We start from the raw sequence: 15,953 nt of genomic DNA, 5'->3' as shown, positions 1-15,953 counted from the left end.
ACACACCCCCCGAACCCCCTTTGACAGCACCCCCCTCACGCTCGGCGCAGCAGCCTGAGCAGGCGCGGGGAGCGGCCGCCCAAGCCCTCGGCCTCGAACGTCGCGATGCCCACGCGGGGAAGTTCGCGGACGCCTGGATAGACCAAATACCTCGGTACCCAGCGCGGCTGGAACTTCGCGTTGAAGCGGTACAGCGTCTCGATCTGGATCCAGCGCGAGAAGAAGTGCAGCACCTTCGCCGCCGACTTGGCGACCGGGCCGGCGCCGATGCGCTGCCCCTGCTCCATCAGCGCGCGGAACGCCGCGAAGTTCAGGGAGACCTGTGAGACGCCGTGGCGGCTCGCCGCCAGCAGGAGCTCCGAGATCATCAGCTCGTTGACGCCGTTGTCGGCCGTGCGGTCGCGGCGCATGACGTCCAGTGAGAGCCCTGTGGCGCCCCACGGGACGAACTGGAGCACGCCGCGGACGCGGCCGCCCTGCTCGGCCGTCACCAGCACCGATCCGGGGTCGCCCATGCGGCCCAGCGCCATCGAGAAGCCGCGCTCGGTGTCCGTGCCGCGCCAGGTGGCCGCCAGGACCTCCAGCTCGGCCAGCTCGCCGGGACGCAGGTCCTCGGCCCGGCGCACCAGCACCTTGTAGCCCGCGCGCTTGGTGCGGGCCGCCGCCTGGCGGACGCCGCGCATGGTGCGGCCCTCCAGGGTGAAGCCGGCGGCGTCGACGACGGCTTCGTCGCCGATCTCCAGGACCTCCAGGCCGAACCGGGCCCAGACCGTCGCGCCGAGCTCGGAGACGCCCATCGCCGCCGGGACCCAGCCGTTGCGCCGGCACACCTCGAGGTACTCCTCGATCGCGCCCGGCCACGCCTCGTGGTCGCCCAGCGGGTCGGCCGAGCACAGCGCGACCCCGGCGATCACGCGGTAGGTGACCGCGGCCTTGCCCGTCTTCGAGAACACCGCGAACTTGTCCCGCCGCAGCGCGAAGTACCCGAGCGAGTCCCGTCCGCCGTGCTCGTCCAGCAGCCGGCGCAGCCGCGCGACCTCCTCGTCGGTCAGCCGCGGCGCCGGCTCGGCCGAGCGCAGCAGGAAGTACGCCGACACCAGGAGGGCGGCGAGGCCGAACAGCAGGCCGACGGCGGCGGTGAGGTCCTCCAGCCACATCTGGTGGAACACCGCGGGCCCGCTGGCCGCGACCAGCGCAAGCGCCGACTCCGCGAGCCGGTCGCCGAAGCCCATCGGCTCCAGGGCCACGTGCGGCGCCACGGACAGCAGGATGACGTTGATCACGAACCCCGCCAGCGTCAGCTGGAGGAACACGCGCACCGCCCGCCAGCGCCCGACCACCGGGTCCGGCTTCGCCACGAAGTAGCGCCGGTTGGCGATCAGGCCCACCAGCAGCAGCACCGACACCAGGCCGGCGCCGAAGACGTGCTTCAGCCCGAGGTGCGACATCGTGAGCAGCACCGTCGCGCCGACCGCCAGCTGCCAGGCCCGGCGCTTGCGACGCCGGAGCCCCGCGGCCAGCATCACCAGCAGCACGCCCATCACCAGCGCGACGGTCGCCGCGGCGACCGTCGCCTCCTGCGGCAGCTCCAGCCACTCGGCCAGGTGCCCGCGCAGGCTGCGCCGCCCGGCCGGGATCAGGATCGAGCCCAGGGTCATCAGCCCGGCCAGCCGGGTCACCCAGGTGATCACCCCGACCGTGGTGGCCCCCGCCACCTTCCAGGTGATCTGCGCGCGTGTCCCCGTCACCACCCGTACAACCCGCCGTGGATGATCATGCTTCCCCCATCTACCCCCCGGCGAGCTCCACGAACGGCGTCAGCGCCTCCGGGTTGGCCAGCGCGTCGCGGCTGACGGCCCGGTCGGGAGCCACACCGGCGAGGATCTTCTTCACCGGTACCTCACACTTCTTACCGTTCAAGGTACGAGGAATCTCGGAAACCACTACGAACCGATCAGGTACATGGCGCGGTGACAGCGCGCTACGAAGCCCCTTGCGCAGCCGCGGCTCGACGGCTTCGAGCGCGACGCCACCGGCGAGCACCACGAAACAGATCAGCTGACCGTCCTCGTTCCCGGCCGCCGAGGTGTCCACGACCAGGGAATCCGCGATCTCGTCGTAGCCCTCGACGACCCGGTAGAACTCCGCCGTGCCCATCCGGACGCCGCCGCGGTTGAGCGTCGAATCGCTGCGGCCGTAGATCACCGCCGAGCCGCGGTTGGTGATGCGGATCCAGTCGCCGTGGCGCCACAGCCCGGGGTACATCTCGAAGTACGCCTCACGCAGCCGCGAGCCATCCGGGTCGTTCCAGAAGAACACCGGCATCGACGGCATCGGCTTCGTGATGACCAGCTCGCCGACCTCCTCGACGACGGCCTTGCCCGCCTCGTCGAAGGCGTTGACCGCGGCACCGAGCGCCGGGCAGGACAGCTCACCGAGCCAGACCGGCACGTCGGGCGCCGACGCGACGAACGCCGCGCACAGGTCGGTGCCGCCGGAGACCGAGCAGATCTGGACGTTCTTCCCGACCTCGTTCACGATCCACCGGAAGCCTTCGACGCTCAGCGGCGCGCCCGTGGAGCCGAGCGCGCGCAGGCCGGTCAGGTCGTAGCGCTCGGCGGGCTTGATGCCAGCCTTGAGGCAGCTCTGGATGTACGGCGCCGACGTCCCGAAGTAGGTGACGCGGTGCTGCTCGGCCAGGTGCCAGAGCGCGTTCAGGTCCGGGAATCCGGGGCTGCCGTCGTAGAGCACGATCGTGGTGCCGACCAGCAGGCCGGAGATGAGGAAGTTCCACATCATCCAGCCGGTGGTGCTGAACCAGAAGAACCGGTCGCCGGGCCCGAGGTCGGTCTGCAGCGCGAGGGCCTTGAGGTGTTCGAGCGTGATGCCGCCGTGGCCGTGCACGATGCCCTTCGGCAGGCCGGTGGTGCCCGACGAATAGAGCACCCACAGCGGGTGCGCGAACTCGACCGGCTCGAACAGCAGCGGCGCGCCCGCGTGCCGCGCGAGCAGCTCGACCCAGTCGAGGGCGCCGTCCATCCGGCCTTCGCCGACGTACTCGACGAGCACGGTCGCGGCGAGCGACGGCAGCTGCGCCTGGAGGTCGGCGATCGTCGTCCGGATGTCGAACTGGCGGCCGTTGTACGCGTAGGCGTTGACCGCGAAGAGCACCTTCGGCTCGATCTGCACGAACCGGTCCGCGACCGCGCGGACACCGAAGTCCGGCGAGCACGACGACCAGATGGCCCCGATGCTCGCCGCGGCGAGGAACGCGACCAGCGTCTGCGGGCAGTTCGGGGCCAGCGCGACGACGCGGTCGCCCTTGCCGACACCCAGTTCGAGGAACGCGGCCCGGGCCGCGGCGACCTGCGCGCGAAGCTCGCCGTACGTCAGGTGGCTCGCGAAACCGTCTTCGCGGTGGAAGATCACCGCCGTCTCGTCGTCGGCCTTCGCGGCGCCCGCGACGCCGGGGGTGAGCGCGTGCTCGGCGTAGTTCAGCGTGCCGCCCTCGAACCAGACGGCGTCCGGCATCGTCCCGGAAAGCACCGCACCGGGCTGGTCGTGCCAGCGGACGCCGAGGAAGTCCGCGACCGCCGCCCAGAAGTCCGGGCCGCGCTCGACCGAGAACTCCCACAGCGCGCGGTAGTCGTCCACCTCGACGCCGCGCTCGGCGCGCAGCCACCGGCGGAAGGCTTCGATCTTGGTGTCGGCAACGTGGCCCGGCTCGGGGCGCCAGAGCACTTCGGGGGCGTCGGCGGTGTGCGTCACGTCCCGAGCCTAATCCTTCCGATCCGGAAGTCACCGTGGTCGGAACCGACATGGAACCCGGGTTACCGGTGGCGGCCGCCCACACCTACCGCAGGTGCGCGTCGAACCAGTTGAGCGTGCGCTGCCAGGCCTCCGCGGCCGCGCCCGGGTCGGCGTCGAAGCGGTGGTTCGCACCCGGGTAGTGGACGACGTTGGTGGCGACCTTCGCCGACGCGGCGGCGTCGCGCAGGCGCTCGACGTCGGCGCCGCCCGCCTCGTCGCCGGCGTCGCCGTACATGCCGAGCCACGGGCTGGTGAGCCGTCCGGCGATCTCGACCAGCGCGGGGAGTTCGACGGCCTGCTGCCCGCCGACGGAGACCGCGGCACCGAGCTTGCGGTGCGACGCGACGACGAGGGCCGCGGTGCCGCCGAGGTCGAAGCCCATCACGCCGAGCAGGTCGGCCTGGACACCCCGCTCGACCAGCCAGGCGAGGGTGAGGTCGGTCGCGTCGAGCAGGTCCTGCTGCGTGAGGCGGTCGTTCTCGAGGTGCGGCGTGACGGTCAGCCAGCCCTCCGTGGCGAGGCTGGCGAGCAGCAGCCTGACCCCGTCCGTGACACCGTCGGCCTCGTGGAGCACCACCAAGCCGCCGCGCAGCGCGCCCTCGGGTTCCGAAAAGGTCAGGCGCAGGGTGCCGCCGTCGGTGCGCTGGTAATCCACGGTGGAGGTCGACGTCATTGCCTCACCCAACCACCTGGAGGTGAACGGGAGGAAGCCCGGTGACGCAGGTCGCCGGAGCCGGCCCGCCTGAAGGCGGTCGCGGGGCGGCGGGCGGAAAAGATACGGTGAGCGGGTCGTCCCGTCGATTTCCAGGAGCGCCGAAGATGCCGTCCGTGTCCCCGCGTGCCGATCTCGAATCGTTGCCGAAATACGTCCCCGGCCGGACGATCGAAGGCGCGATCAAGCTGGCGAGCAACGAGGTGCCCGGCGGCGCGCTGCCGAGCGTCGCGCAGGCGATCGCCGAGGCCGCGGCCGGGATCAACCGCTACCCGGACACCGGCTCGCAGGCGCTGCGCGAGCGGCTGGCGCGTGAGCTGGACGTGCCGGTGGAGCGCGTCGCGATCGGCTGCGGCTCGGTGTCGCTGTGCCAGCAGACGATCCAGGCGGTGTGCGCGCCCGGCGACGAGGTCATCTTCGGCTGGCGCTCCTTCGAGGCGTACCCGATCGTCACGCAGGTCGCGAACGCCGTCGCGGTGAAGGTCCCGATCACCGAGGGCCAGGAGCTCGACCTCGACGCGATGCTCGCGGCGATCACCGACCGGACGCGCGTGGTCTTCGTCTGCAACCCGAACAACCCGACCGGGACGGCGGTGCGCCGCGCGGAGCTGGAGCGGTTCCTGGCCGCCGTGCCCGAGCACGTGCTGGTCGTGCTGGACGAGGCGTACAAGGAGTTCGTCACCGATCCCGAGGTGCCCGACGGCGTCGAGTACACGCGCAGCCGGTCGAACGTCATGGTGCTTCGCACGTTCTCGAAGGCGTACGGCCTTGCGGGTCTTCGCGTCGGTTACGCGGTCGCCCCCGAGCCGATCGCGGACGCGCTTCGCCAGGTGTACGTGGCCTTCTCGGTGAACATGCTGGCCCAGGTGGCCGCGCTGGCGTCGCTCGACGCGGCCGACGAGCTCCTGGCCCGCTGCCAGGAAATCGTCGTCGAGCGGGGACGGGTGCGGGAAGCGCTGCTGGAAGCGGGTTACCGCGTGCCCGAGACGCAGGCGAACTTCGTCTGGCTGCCGCTGGGTGAGCAGGCCGTCCCGTTCGCCGAGCACGCGCTGGACCGCAAGCTGGTGGTGCGCCCGTTCGCCGGGGACGGCGTCCGCGTGACCATCGGAACCCGCGAGGAGAACGACCTGTTCCTGGCCGCGGCGCGCGAGTTCCTCACGCGAACTGCTTGACCACCAGCTGGATGACGGCGGCGACGCCGATCACCACGATCACGCCGCGCAGCACCGCCGGCGGCAGCTTCCGGCCGATCTTCGCGCCGAGGAAGCCGCCGGCGGTCGAGCCGACGGCCAGCCACAGCACGACGGCCCAGCTGATCGGCGCGACGAACGCGTAGATGATCCCGGCGACGAGGTTGACGACGGCGGCGAGCACGTTCTTGACACCGTTGAGCTTCTGCAGCGGCTCCGACAGCAGCATCCCCATCACGGCCATCAGCATCACGCCCTGCGCGGCGGTGAAGTACCCGCCGTAGATGCCGATGAGGAAGATGAAGAACATCAGCAGCGGCCCGGGTTTGTGCTCGGTCCCGTTCTGCTCGCGCCGCTCCGCGACCCACTTCGAGACCCTCGGCTGGATGATCACGAGGACCACGGCCAGGCCGACGAGCACGGGAACGACGGCTTCGAAGGCGTCCTTCGGCAGCGACAGCAGCAGGATGGTGCCACCGATGGCCCCGAGGAAGGACGCGACGGCGAACTTGGCGGTCTGCCGCCAGTAGCCCGTGAGCTCGTGCCGGTAACCCCAGGCACCGCTGAGCGTGCCGGGCGCGAGGCCGATGGCGTTCGAGGTGGTGGCGGTCACGGGCGGATACCCGAGCGCGACGAGCACGGGGAAGGTGACGAGCGTCCCCGACCCCACGACGGCGTTGATGGTCCCCGCCCAGACCCCGGCGACCACGACGATCAGGGCGTGCCACCACGTCATGAAGCAATCACGTGCGGAGCCTAAGCACCGTGGGCCGCTCCCGCGACGCAGATGTGTCAGGTCAGACAGTCACCTCCGGCGTGAAGACGCAGAACTCGTTGCCTTCGGGGTCTGCCAGCTGGTCCCAGTCGACATCACCGCCGCGTGCGCGGACCAGGGTGGCGCCCATCGCCACCAGCTCGGCCGGGTCGCCGAAGACGTCCAGGTGCATGCGGTTCTTGACCGTCTTGCGCTCCGGCACCGGGTTGAGCCAGATCAGCGGCCCGCGACCGGCCGGGTCGACGATCGGGACCGGCCAGTCGTCCGGGCGGGTGTCGCCGGTCAGCGCATCCCGGCGGACGTAGCCGAGCGCGCGGCACCACCAGTCCGCCAGCGCCTGGTGGTCGTTCGCGTCCAGGGCGAGGTCCTTGAACCGCGCTGTCATGCCGCTCCTTCCGGGACGTGCGCGGGGACGACGTCGGACACCACGCGCCAGCCGAGTGCGCTGTACAGCCCGCGGCCGGCCTCGGAAGCCAGCAACGCGCTCGAACGGGCTCCCGCCGCTTCGCCCAGGCGGTGCATCACCACCCGGCCGAGGCCGCGGCGCCGGTGCTCCGGCTCCGTCTCGATCTTGTCGAACACCGCGACACCGCCGGCCACCGCGATCCGGCCCCGGGCCGCCACAGCCTCATCGGAAGACACGACGACCTCCCACACCGGCCCCGCGCCGGTCACCGCGACCGAGTACGGCGCTGGGACAGCGGCCGGCGGAAGAGCTCCCTCGAACGCCATCAGGTACTCCGTCTCCCCCGCCACCCACGCCGGGGTCAGGGCCGGCAGGACCGCGGAACGCGAGCCGCACGTCTTCAGCCACGTGCCCGGCGCGGCCACCGTCCGGGCCCGGGAGGAAACCGTCGCCGGCGCGCGCAGCAGGTATCGCACCCGGTGCCCCGGCAGGCCGACCTCGACGCGGTAACCGTCGAGCTCTGCCACCGGTGCCGGCGTTGCCCGCGACAGCGCCCAGCCGCGGACCCATGCCCCCAGAACGTCCATGCCGGTGATCATGGCAGCCACCCCCGACAGTTTCCCGAGCTGAGAGGATGAGCGGGTGGACACCGAGCAGGTCTGGAGCGCGACCGTCGACCGGCTGCGGGCGCGGATCGACTCCGGCGACCTGCCGCCCGGCTCACGGCTGCCCGCCGAGCGCGTCCTCTGCGAAGAGCTGGGCATCAGCCGGGGGTCGCTGCGGCAGGCCCTGCGCGTCCTCGCCTCCATCGGGTACGTCCAGATCCGGGCCGGCTCCGGGACCTACGTCCGCGAGCAGCAGGAACAACCCTTGCGGACCTGGTTCACCGAACACGACCAGCTCGTCGAAAAGCTCTTCGACCTGCGCGCCACCGTCGAGCCGACCCTCGCCGAACGGCTGGCCCGGCACGCGACCGCGAAAACCGTCAGCCGGCTCGAGGACAACGTCGCCGAGATGGCGCAGGCCGCCGAAGCCGGGGACATGCTGCACGTCATCGCCGCCGATGCCGAGTTCCACCGGGTGATCGCGCAGAACGCCGGGAACGACGACGTCGCCGGGCTGCTGCGGTCCGTGCTCGCCCTGGTCGGCGAGGAGCGGCGGGCGGCGCTGCGGCTGCCCGGGCAGATCCGCAAGGCCGTCGCCGACCACCGGGCCATCCTCGACGCCATCCGCCGGTCCGATCCGGCCGCCGCCCGCGAGCTGACCCTCAAGCACCTGGTGGACGCCAAGACCTACGCACACGACTTCGCCGCGGAGGAGCGCTAGATGGAGAAGGTCCACTTCACCGAAGAAAAGGCCACCAACCTGGCGACGCTGTACGGCCGCGCGCTCGACTACCGCAGCGCCCACCCGATCCTCGGCGACCAGGCGGCCGACGACGCCGTCCGCCGGATCGACTACGACTTCACCAAGATCGGCATCTCCGCCGACCGCGCGGTGTCGGTCGTCCTGCGGGCGAAGCCGATCGACGACTGGGCCGCCGAGTACCTGCGCGCCCACCCGGACGCGATCGTGCTGCACCTGGGCTGCGGCATGGACACGCGGTTCCAGCGCCTCGCGCCGCCGGAGACCGTCCACTGGTACGACGTCGACTACCCCGAGGTCATCGAACTGCGCGAAAAGCTCTACGAACCGGCGCCGAACCAGACGCACATCGGCTCGTCGGTGACCGACTTCGGCTGGCTCGACCAGGTGCCGGCGGACCGGCCGGCGCTGATCGTCGCCGAAGGCCTCACGATGTACCTGAAACCCGAAACCGGCACCGAGCTGTTCCGCCGGCTGGCCGGGCAGTTCCCGTCCGGCGAGCTGATCTGCGACCTCTTCAACCGGACGGCCATCAAGATCCAGAAGCTCAACGCGCCGGTGCGCAAGGCGGGCGCGACGCTGTACTGGGGCGTCGACGACCCGCGCGAGCTGGAGCACTGCGGCCTCACGTGCGAGTCCTCTTTGGACGCCGGGCACTGGGCGACCCCGGAGGTGCTGGCCAAGCTGGGCCCGATCACCCGGTTCCAAATGCGGATGCTGAAGGTGTTCCCGCCCCTGGCCCGGACCGCCCACATCGTGCGGTACCGCTTCTAACGCGACTCCAGCACCCGCGCCACGAACTTGTGCAGCTTCTCCTCCAGCCGCGCGATGCGCTCCTCGAGCGTGAGCGTCTCGAACGGCTGCGGGACGTCGGACTTCAGGTCGCCGCGGACGTACCGGCAGCACGCCAGGTTGCCGCAGGCGTAGATGCCCAGCGTGTTGCCCTCGCGGCCGGCCTTCCCGGCGCGCTTGGCCGAGAACAGCGTGATGTCGGCGAGCCCGTGGGTCGTGGTGCAGAAGCCGCAGATGTTGCTGCGCAGGCGTGACTTCGGGGGCGGGGCCGCGCGCAGGGCGAGCCCGACCACCTCACCGCCGTGGGGCAGCACGAGGTAGGCCCGCGCGGGCGCCTTCGGGTCGCGCCAGCCGAGGAACTCCCGCTGCTCCCACGGGATTTCCTCGGGCCGGGCGGGCAGCGTCACGCCCTTGGCTTCGCCGCGGGTGCAGTTGACGAACGAGGCCCGGATCTCCTCCAAGCCGAGTGACTCCATGATCCGCACGGTAACCACCGGCCACGGGGAGTGGCCACGCATTTTCGGCCGTACGATCAACGCCGTGCGCAAGATCGCCGTGAAGAACTTCCGGGTGGTGTTGCGCACCAGCCTGGGCTTCGCCGGGCTGGGCCTCGGCTCGAGCGTCGCCGGCTCCGGTGTGGTCGCGCTGCTGCTGGTGCTGCAGGGCCTGCCGAACGACGTCGGCGACCGCGGCTGGGTGCTCGGCCTGACCGCGGCCGGCATCGTCGCCGCGGCGCTGCTCGCCGGGACGCTGTGGACGGCGTGGCTGCAGCGCCGCACCGCGATCTGGTTCGTGCTCGGCCGCCCGCCGTCGGTCAGCGAGGCGCGGCGCGCGCTGCGGCTGCCCGTCGACATGGCGGTGGTCAGCGGCACGCTCTGGCTCATCGGCACCGTCATCCTCACCGTGCTCGCCGGGACGCTCGGCTCGGCCGACGACGCCGTCGGCATGGCCACGGTGATCGGGCTGGGCGGGCTCACCACCGTCGGCCTCACCTACCTCGCCGCCGAGTGGGTGGCGCGGCCGGTGATGACGATCGCCCTGGCGGTCCTGCCCCCGCGCGGCTCGCTGCCGGTCACCGTGCTGACCCGGCTGATCGTCACCTGGGCGCTGGCCAGCGGCGTCCCGCTGGTGGGCGTCCTGCTCATCGCCACCCCGCCGGAGCTGGGCTCGGGCGACCACACCGCGAGCCTCATCATGCTGTCGGTGATCGGCCTCGGCGTCGGCGCGATCGGCACGGCGCTGCTGGCCAGGGCGGTCGCGGCGCCGCTGCACCGGCTGCGCGTGGCGCTCGACGAGATCGCGCGCGGCAACACCGACGTCGCCGTGGACGTCGACGACTCCAGCGAGATCGGCCTGCTCCAGACGTCGGTGAACCAGCTCGCCGCCGGCCTGCGCGAACAGGCGCGGATGCGGGACCTGTTCGGCCGGCACGTCGGCGCCGAGGTCGCCCGGCACGCCCTCGAGTACGGCGCGTCCCTTTCGGGCGACGTCCGCGAGGTCACGGCGTTGTTCGTCGACGTCGTCGACTCGACGGCGCTGGCCTACCGCACGCCGCCGGAGGAACTGGTCGGGAAGCTGAACCGGCTGTTCGCCGCGGTCGTCGCCGCGGTCAACGCGCGCGGCGGGCTGGTCAACAAGTTCCAGGGTGACGCCGCGCTGTGCATCTTCGGCGCGCCGACGCGGCTCGCGGACGCCCCGACGGCCGCGCTGGCCGCGGCGCGGGTGATCCGGGACGCGGTGCGCGAGGCCGGCGAGCTCGACCTCGGCATCGGCGTCTCCAGCGGCCCGGTGTTCGCCGGGCAGCTCGGCACCAGCAGCCGGCTCGAGTACACCGTGATCGGCGACGCGGTCAACGAGGCCGCGCGGCTCACCGAACTCGCCAAGGCGGTCCCGTCACGGGTGCTCGCCAGCGACGCCGTCGTCTCCGCGGCGCTGCCGGGCGAAGCCGCCCACTGGGAGAAGCACGGCGAGCTGGAGCTGCGCGGCCGCGCGGAGGCGACGCCGACCTGGACGGCGGGCCCGAAGACTCAGGACAGCTGACCCAGGTCCGGCCAGCGCAGCACCGTCGAACCCCAGGTCAGGCCGGCGCCGAACGCGCTGAGCAGGACGCGGTGCCCGGGCACGAGGGTGCCGTCGGCGCGGGCGTCGGCCAGGGCGAGCGGGATGGACGCGGCGCTGGTGTTGCCGACCCGGTCGATGTTGGCGACCACGGCGTCGGCCGGCATGCCGAGCTGCTTCGCCGTCGCCTGGAGGATCCGGATGTTCGCCTGGTGCCCGACGAAGCGGTCGACGTCGCCGACCATCCAGCCCGCGCGCTCCAGGACCGTGCGCGACGACTCCGCCATGCGCGCGCAAGCGTGGCGGAACACGGCCGTGCCCTGCATGGCGAGGAAGCGGTCGCCCGGCTGGTCGGAGAGCCGCCGCCGCGCGCCGCCCGCCTCCACCCACAGCAGTTCGGCGTGCTCACCCTCGCTGTGCAGGTCGAACGGGCCGAACGCGCCCGGCTCGCCGGCCTCACCCGCGCGCAGCAGGACCGCGCCCGCGCCGTCGCCGAAGATCGGCACGGTGGTCCGGTCGTTGGGGTCGATGAGCGTGGTGAAGGTGTCGGCGCCGATCACGAGCACGCGCTCGGCCAGCCCGCCCGCGATGAAACCGGCGGCCGTGGCGAGGGCGTAGACGAAGCCGCTGCAGACGGCGTTGACGTCGAACGCCGCGGCCGTGCCGAGCCCGAGCCGGGCGGCGACCTGCGGTGCGCTGGCCGGGCAGGGCTGGTCGGGCGTCGAGGTGGCGAGGACGACGGCGTCGGCGGACGTGCCGCCGAGCGCTTCGCGGCCCGCCCCGACCGCGAGATCCACAGTGGACTCACCGGGCCCGGCGACGCGGCGTTCGCGGATCCCGGTGCGGGTCCGGATCCACTCGTCCGAGGTGTCGAGCCGGGCGGCGATTTCGTGGTTGTCCAGGACTTTCGTCGGCAACCACGAACCGAGGCCGGTCAGCACGGCGGCAGGTGCGGGCACGGGAGAGCCTCCCCACGCCGGCGGGTTGGCGAAGCGACCGGCTGGTCTTCCACTTCTATGGGCTACCCCCTGGTAGACCGGCCAGTTGTGTTACAGCTCACGTAATAAGTTGTTTCATCTTCCCTTCGGACGGAGTAGTGAGCGACGTCACGGAGGAGTGAACGGCGGCGAATTGTCGGGGGTGCCGGTTAGCCTGCTGGGGTGCGGACACCCGACCTCGACCAGCTGGACATCGCCATCCTCGCCTGTCTCCAGGCGGACGCCCGCACGATCGCCGAAACGATCGGCGCGAAGGTCGGGCTCTCGGCCGCGGCGGTGCAGCGGCGGATCAAGCGGCTGCGCGAGGCGGGCGTGATCGAGCGCGAGGTGGCGGTGCTGTCGCCGGACGCGCTCGGGCTGGGCATGACGTTCGTGGTGACGGTCGAGATGGAGCGGGAGAACCTCGCGGTCTTCGACGGGTTCCGCCGCCAGGTCCTGGCCGAGGACGCCATCCAGCAGTGCTACTACGTCACCGGCACGGCGGACTACGTGCTGATCGTGACGTGCCCGGACATGGCGGCCTTCGAGGCGTTCACCCGGCGGATGTTCTTCGACAACCCGAACGTCCGGCACTTCACGACGAGCGTGGCGATGGATCGCGTGAAAGTGGGGCTCAGCCTGCCGCTCGACCCGTAAGCTGTCTCGCCGGGGGAGACATGCTTCGGATCTTTCTGGCCGCGACGCTGATCGACGCGCTGGGCAGCGGGCTGTGGGTCCCGTTCGCCCTGCTGTTCCTCGTCCACGGACAGGGCATGGACCTGGTCGACGCGGGCGCGTCGCTGAGCACCGGGGCCCTGCTGGCCCTGGTGACCGGCCCGGCCACCGGGGCGGCGATGGACCGCTTCGGGCCCCGGGCGCTGCTCATCGCGGGCAACCTGGTGCGGCTCGCCGCCTTCGCGGCCTATCCGCTGGCGTACACGAACTGGCAGGTGATCGTGGTGTCGGCGGTGGCCGGCTTCGGCGACCGGCTGTTCTGGACGTGCAACGCGCCGATGGTGGCCCGGCTCACGTCCGGCCGCGACACCGACCGAGTGTTGGCGACGCAGACGGTGGGCCGGTTCGCGGGAGCGGGCCTCGGCGCGGCGGCGATGGCGGTGCTGCCGACGATCACGAGCCCTTCGGCGTTCCACGTGCTGGCGTACGTGAACGCGGCGAGTTTCGGGGTCGCGGCGGTGCTGATCCGGTTGCTCCCACGCGACGGCGGGGCCGGAGCGGCGGAGGCGGTGCTCGCCGAAGCGGAGGTCCGCAGCTCGGAGCCGACGGCCGGCGGTGGGCCCGCGGCGGCCGCCACACCGGCTGCTTCGCCCGGCAGCTGGCGGGCCGTGCTGGGTGATCGGGCCTTCACCGGGTTCTGCGTCACCCACATGGCGTTCACCCTCGCCAGCGCCGCCAAGTTCTCCGTGCTGCCGATCGTCGTCCGCGACCTGCTGCACGGTCCACAGTGGATCGCCGGGACCGCGATCACCGCCGGCACCGTGGTCGTCGTCACCGCGCAACGGCCGATCGTCGGCCTGCTCGCCGGGCGCAGCCGGACCGCCGGGCTCATCGGGGCCGCCGTCCTCTTCGCGATCTGCTTCGCGCTCCTGATCCCGCTGGAGGCCGTTTCGCTGCCGGTGGCCACCGCTCTCATCCTCGTGACCAGTCTCGGCTTCTCGATCGCGGAGGCGCTCTTCGGCCCGACCGCCACCGCGGCGGCCGCCGCGGCCGCTCCGCCGGGGGCCGAAGGGCGGGCCAGCTCGATCTTCCAGCTCTCCTGGGGCCTGCCCATCGCCCTCGCTCCGGGCCTGCTGGCCGTCCTGCTCAGCGCGAGCAACGCGCTGACCTGGTCGATTCTGGCCCTGACCTGCGCGTCCGCCGTCCCCGCGCTGCTCGTGCTGCGGAAGAAACTGCCGGATGCCCTGCGCGAGCCGTCACCACCCGTGTCGGCCTGAGCGCAAGGGGTATGTGCCCGGTGTTACACCACAATGGACGGATGCAACCGATCAAGTGAACGTGAGAGTTTCTCCGTCATGACCGTTGGCCCTGGTCATCTCCTTGCCGAACAGTTCGCGCCGCGCGAACCACCGCGAGACTCCAGGAGGGGCCGTGCACACCGACGCCGTACACCAGAGCCAGTTCGTGCTGCTGAACGAGAGCACCACGCCCGTCCTGTCCCGCCTGTCCTACCACGCCCACGAACCCTTCGCGGTGACCGTGGCCTTCCGGACCGAGCGCGGCCGGTGGATCGAATGGACCTTCGCGCGTGACCTCCTCGTGGCCGGTCTCGACGAGCCGGCCGGCCTCGGCGACGTCCGGATCCGCCCGGATCTCTCCGATGACGAAGACTTCCTCACCCTGGAAATCGAGTCACCGGACGGCTATGCGTCGTTCGAGCTCGAGGTCGAGGACGTCCGGACCTTCCTGGACGCGTCCACCGAACTGGTGCCGCTCGGCGAAGAGAGCGCGCACTTCGACGTCGACGGGCTGATCGAGGAGATCAGCAACGTCTGACCCCTGAACCTCCCATTCCCGCGGCGAGGAACGAGGGCGGGTTTCGGGCGCGCTGGAGGCGCCCGAAACCCGCCCTTTGCCGTGGCCGGGAACTCAGCTGGTCTTCAGCGTGGCGCCGGTGCCCGAAAGGGCGGCACCGATCGGGAAGAAGTACGTCACGGACGTGTTGCCGCCGGACAGGATGCCCTGCGCGTAGTTGCCGGCGATGAAGCCACCGCCCGAGTCACCGGCCGCCGAGCGGACGTTCGTCGCGGTCATCCCGTTGACCGTGCCTTCGGCGTAGCGGACGCTCTGGTTCTTGGCGCCGATGGTGCCGCAGGTCCAGCCGGTGGTCGAGCCGGCCTTGCAGACCGACGTGCCGGTCGCGGCGTTCGACTGGCCGCGCACCGCGGTGCCGTTGTTCATCTGGGCGACCGGGGTCCAGCTGCTGTTCGTGTTCACCCGCGCGTAGTCGCTTCCCGGGAAGCGGTAGGCGCCCCAGCTGCCGAGCGCGGCGCCGTTGGACCCGGTCAGCCGGCCGGCGCCGGTGAGCGCGGCGCAGTGGCCGGCGGTGACGAAGCCGGTGGTCGTCGAGAACCCGACCGAGCAGCGCGACGACCCGCCGATGTAGTAGGCGTCCCCGCCGCGGATGTTGGCGTAGGTGGTCGGCATCGACGCCGTTTCGCGGATCGCCACCACGGCGGAGTCCACACCGGACTTGGCGAGGAACGCGTCCGCGGCGGCGCGCTGGCCCTGCAGCACGTCCAGGGTGACGCGGTTGGTGGCGTCGTCGACGCCCCAGCCGGTGATCGCGGCGGGTGCGGCCTTGTCGGCGGCGTTCAGCCTGTCCACAGTGGAATTGAGCTGGCGGGCGCTGAACTTCACGACTTCCGCTTCCGCACCGGCCTCGCGGATCTTGCCGGCCAGCGCGGCGTTCGTCGTGGTGACGTGCGCCTTGCCCGTGGCGGCGTTGTAGGTCGCGCCACCGAACGCGTCGCCGAGCGCCGCGGTGAGCGACTCGGTGACCTTGTTCGCGACGTCCTCGCTCTTCAGCCGCGCGAGCGCCTGGTCGTGGGTCAGGCCGAGGTCCCGCTGCATGGCGGGCACCATGTCCGGGTTCAGCAGGTCCTGGCCCGACGCGGGGACGGCGGTCGCGGCCAGCGCGCCCGTCGCCATCACCGCGGTGGCAGCCGCACCGAGAAGTCTCGCGATCTTCATGCTTCTCCCAAGTGGTTACAGTGGTTACGCGCGGCTCCGCACCGGCCACGCAGTGGTACTCCCCCGGGTGAGCGTCCCCGCAGTGGGCGTTACGGTGCAATCCGGGCGCCCGGCGAATGGGTATACGCATTCACCGAGGGCGAATCCGCTGCTCCGGCCG

At 71.7% G+C, this 15,953-nt stretch carries 16 protein-coding genes; 7 read left to right on the top strand and 9 right to left on the bottom strand.

The window, feature by feature from the left end; translation table 11 throughout:
* Positions 1–35: 35 nt before the first annotated feature.
* The 3 genes from QRY02_RS38925 to QRY02_RS38915 all read right to left on the bottom strand — a co-directional run bounded on the left by QRY02_RS38925 (position 36) and on the right by QRY02_RS38915 (position 4,483).
* On the bottom strand, positions 36–1,751 hold the full coding sequence (locus tag QRY02_RS38925) for a phosphatidylglycerol lysyltransferase domain-containing protein (RefSeq protein ID WP_285987739.1): 1,716 nt from the start codon (positions 1,749–1,751) through the stop codon (positions 36–38).
* Between the two features lie 37 nt (positions 1,752–1,788).
* Positions 1,789–3,768 (bottom strand): acetoacetate--CoA ligase, encoded by a 1,980-nt coding sequence (locus QRY02_RS38920; RefSeq protein ID WP_285987738.1) that lies wholly within the window; start codon positions 3,766–3,768, stop codon positions 1,789–1,791.
* A gap of 85 nt (positions 3,769–3,853) precedes the next feature.
* Complete coding sequence (locus QRY02_RS38915) at positions 3,854–4,483, bottom strand: dienelactone hydrolase family protein (protein WP_285987737.1); 630 nt, start codon at positions 4,481–4,483, stop codon at positions 3,854–3,856.
* A 146-nt stretch (positions 4,484–4,629) separates the two neighbouring features.
* Between QRY02_RS38915 and hisC the strand changes: the two genes are divergently transcribed.
* A complete protein-coding gene (gene hisC / locus QRY02_RS38910; RefSeq protein WP_285987736.1) occupies positions 4,630–5,694 on the top strand; it encodes a histidinol-phosphate transaminase in 1,065 nt (354 codons plus the stop codon).
* Here the strand turns inward: hisC and QRY02_RS38905 are convergent.
* From QRY02_RS38905 to QRY02_RS38895, 3 genes are all read right to left on the bottom strand, one after another.
* A complete protein-coding gene (locus QRY02_RS38905; RefSeq protein WP_285987735.1) occupies positions 5,678–6,448 on the bottom strand; it encodes a sulfite exporter TauE/SafE family protein in 771 nt (256 codons plus the stop codon). The genes hisC and QRY02_RS38905 overlap by 17 nt on opposite strands.
* Before the next feature lie 61 nt (positions 6,449–6,509).
* Positions 6,510–6,872 carry a VOC family protein gene (locus QRY02_RS38900; RefSeq protein WP_285987734.1) on the bottom strand — a complete coding sequence of 121 codons (363 nt, stop codon included), beginning with the start codon at positions 6,870–6,872 and terminating at the stop codon, positions 6,510–6,512.
* On the bottom strand, positions 6,869–7,492 hold the full coding sequence (locus QRY02_RS38895; RefSeq protein WP_285994049.1) for a GNAT family N-acetyltransferase: 624 nt from the start codon (positions 7,490–7,492) through the stop codon (positions 6,869–6,871). The genes QRY02_RS38900 and QRY02_RS38895 overlap by 4 nt, the downstream gene beginning before the upstream one ends.
* A gap of 43 nt (positions 7,493–7,535) precedes the next feature.
* Here QRY02_RS38895 and QRY02_RS38890 point away from each other — a divergent pair, with 43 nt between their 5' ends.
* A complete protein-coding gene (locus QRY02_RS38890; RefSeq protein ID WP_285987733.1) occupies positions 7,536–8,219 on the top strand; it encodes a FadR/GntR family transcriptional regulator in 684 nt (227 codons plus the stop codon).
* Positions 8,220–9,032: a class I SAM-dependent methyltransferase gene (locus QRY02_RS38885; RefSeq protein ID WP_285987732.1), complete on the top strand. Its 813-nt coding sequence runs from the start codon at positions 8,220–8,222 to the stop codon at positions 9,030–9,032. It abuts the gene before it with no gap.
* Here the strand turns inward: QRY02_RS38885 and QRY02_RS38880 are convergent.
* Positions 9,029–9,526: an FBP domain-containing protein gene (locus QRY02_RS38880; RefSeq protein WP_285987731.1), complete on the bottom strand. Its 498-nt coding sequence runs from the start codon at positions 9,524–9,526 to the stop codon at positions 9,029–9,031. The two genes, QRY02_RS38885 and QRY02_RS38880, sit on opposite strands and share 4 nt — an antisense overlap.
* A 64-nt stretch (positions 9,527–9,590) precedes the next feature.
* Here QRY02_RS38880 and QRY02_RS38875 point away from each other — a divergent pair, with 64 nt between their 5' ends.
* A complete protein-coding gene (locus tag QRY02_RS38875) occupies positions 9,591–11,090 on the top strand; it encodes an adenylate/guanylate cyclase domain-containing protein (protein WP_285987730.1) in 1,500 nt (499 codons plus the stop codon).
* Here QRY02_RS38875 and QRY02_RS38870 read toward each other — a convergent pair.
* On the bottom strand, positions 11,078–12,067 hold the full coding sequence (locus QRY02_RS38870) for a beta-ketoacyl-ACP synthase III (protein ID WP_285987729.1): 990 nt from the start codon (positions 12,065–12,067) through the stop codon (positions 11,078–11,080). The genes QRY02_RS38875 and QRY02_RS38870 overlap by 13 nt on opposite strands.
* 201 nt (positions 12,068–12,268) lie before the next feature.
* On the opposite strand from QRY02_RS38870, the gene QRY02_RS38865 reads away from it, so the two are divergent.
* The 3 genes from QRY02_RS38865 (at position 12,269) to QRY02_RS38855 (ending at position 14,596) form a co-directional block, all read left to right on the top strand.
* On the top strand, positions 12,269–12,742 hold the full coding sequence (locus QRY02_RS38865; protein WP_285987728.1) for an Lrp/AsnC family transcriptional regulator: 474 nt from the start codon (positions 12,269–12,271) through the stop codon (positions 12,740–12,742).
* Between the two features lie 20 nt (positions 12,743–12,762).
* Complete coding sequence (locus QRY02_RS38860) at positions 12,763–14,037, top strand: MFS transporter (protein WP_285987727.1); 1,275 nt, start codon at positions 12,763–12,765, stop codon at positions 14,035–14,037.
* A gap of 154 nt (positions 14,038–14,191) precedes the next feature.
* Entirely contained in the window at positions 14,192–14,596 is a 405-nt protein-coding gene (locus tag QRY02_RS38855) for an SsgA family sporulation/cell division regulator (protein WP_013222214.1), read from the top strand.
* A gap of 93 nt (positions 14,597–14,689) precedes the next feature.
* On the opposite strand, the gene QRY02_RS38850 is transcribed toward QRY02_RS38855, so the two are convergent.
* The gene (locus QRY02_RS38850; RefSeq protein WP_285987726.1) at positions 14,690–15,793 is read right to left on the bottom strand and encodes a S1 family peptidase; all 1,104 of its coding nucleotides are present in this window, start codon (positions 15,791–15,793) and stop codon (positions 14,690–14,692) included.
* Positions 15,794–15,953: the final 160 nt, after the last annotated feature.

It is taken from the genome of Amycolatopsis sp. DG1A-15b (assembly GCF_030285645.1).
GTDB lineage: Bacteria > Actinomycetota > Actinomycetes > Mycobacteriales > Pseudonocardiaceae > Amycolatopsis.
The sequence above is the reverse complement of the archived record's forward strand: the minus strand, read 5'-3'. Positions and strand labels throughout refer to the sequence as shown.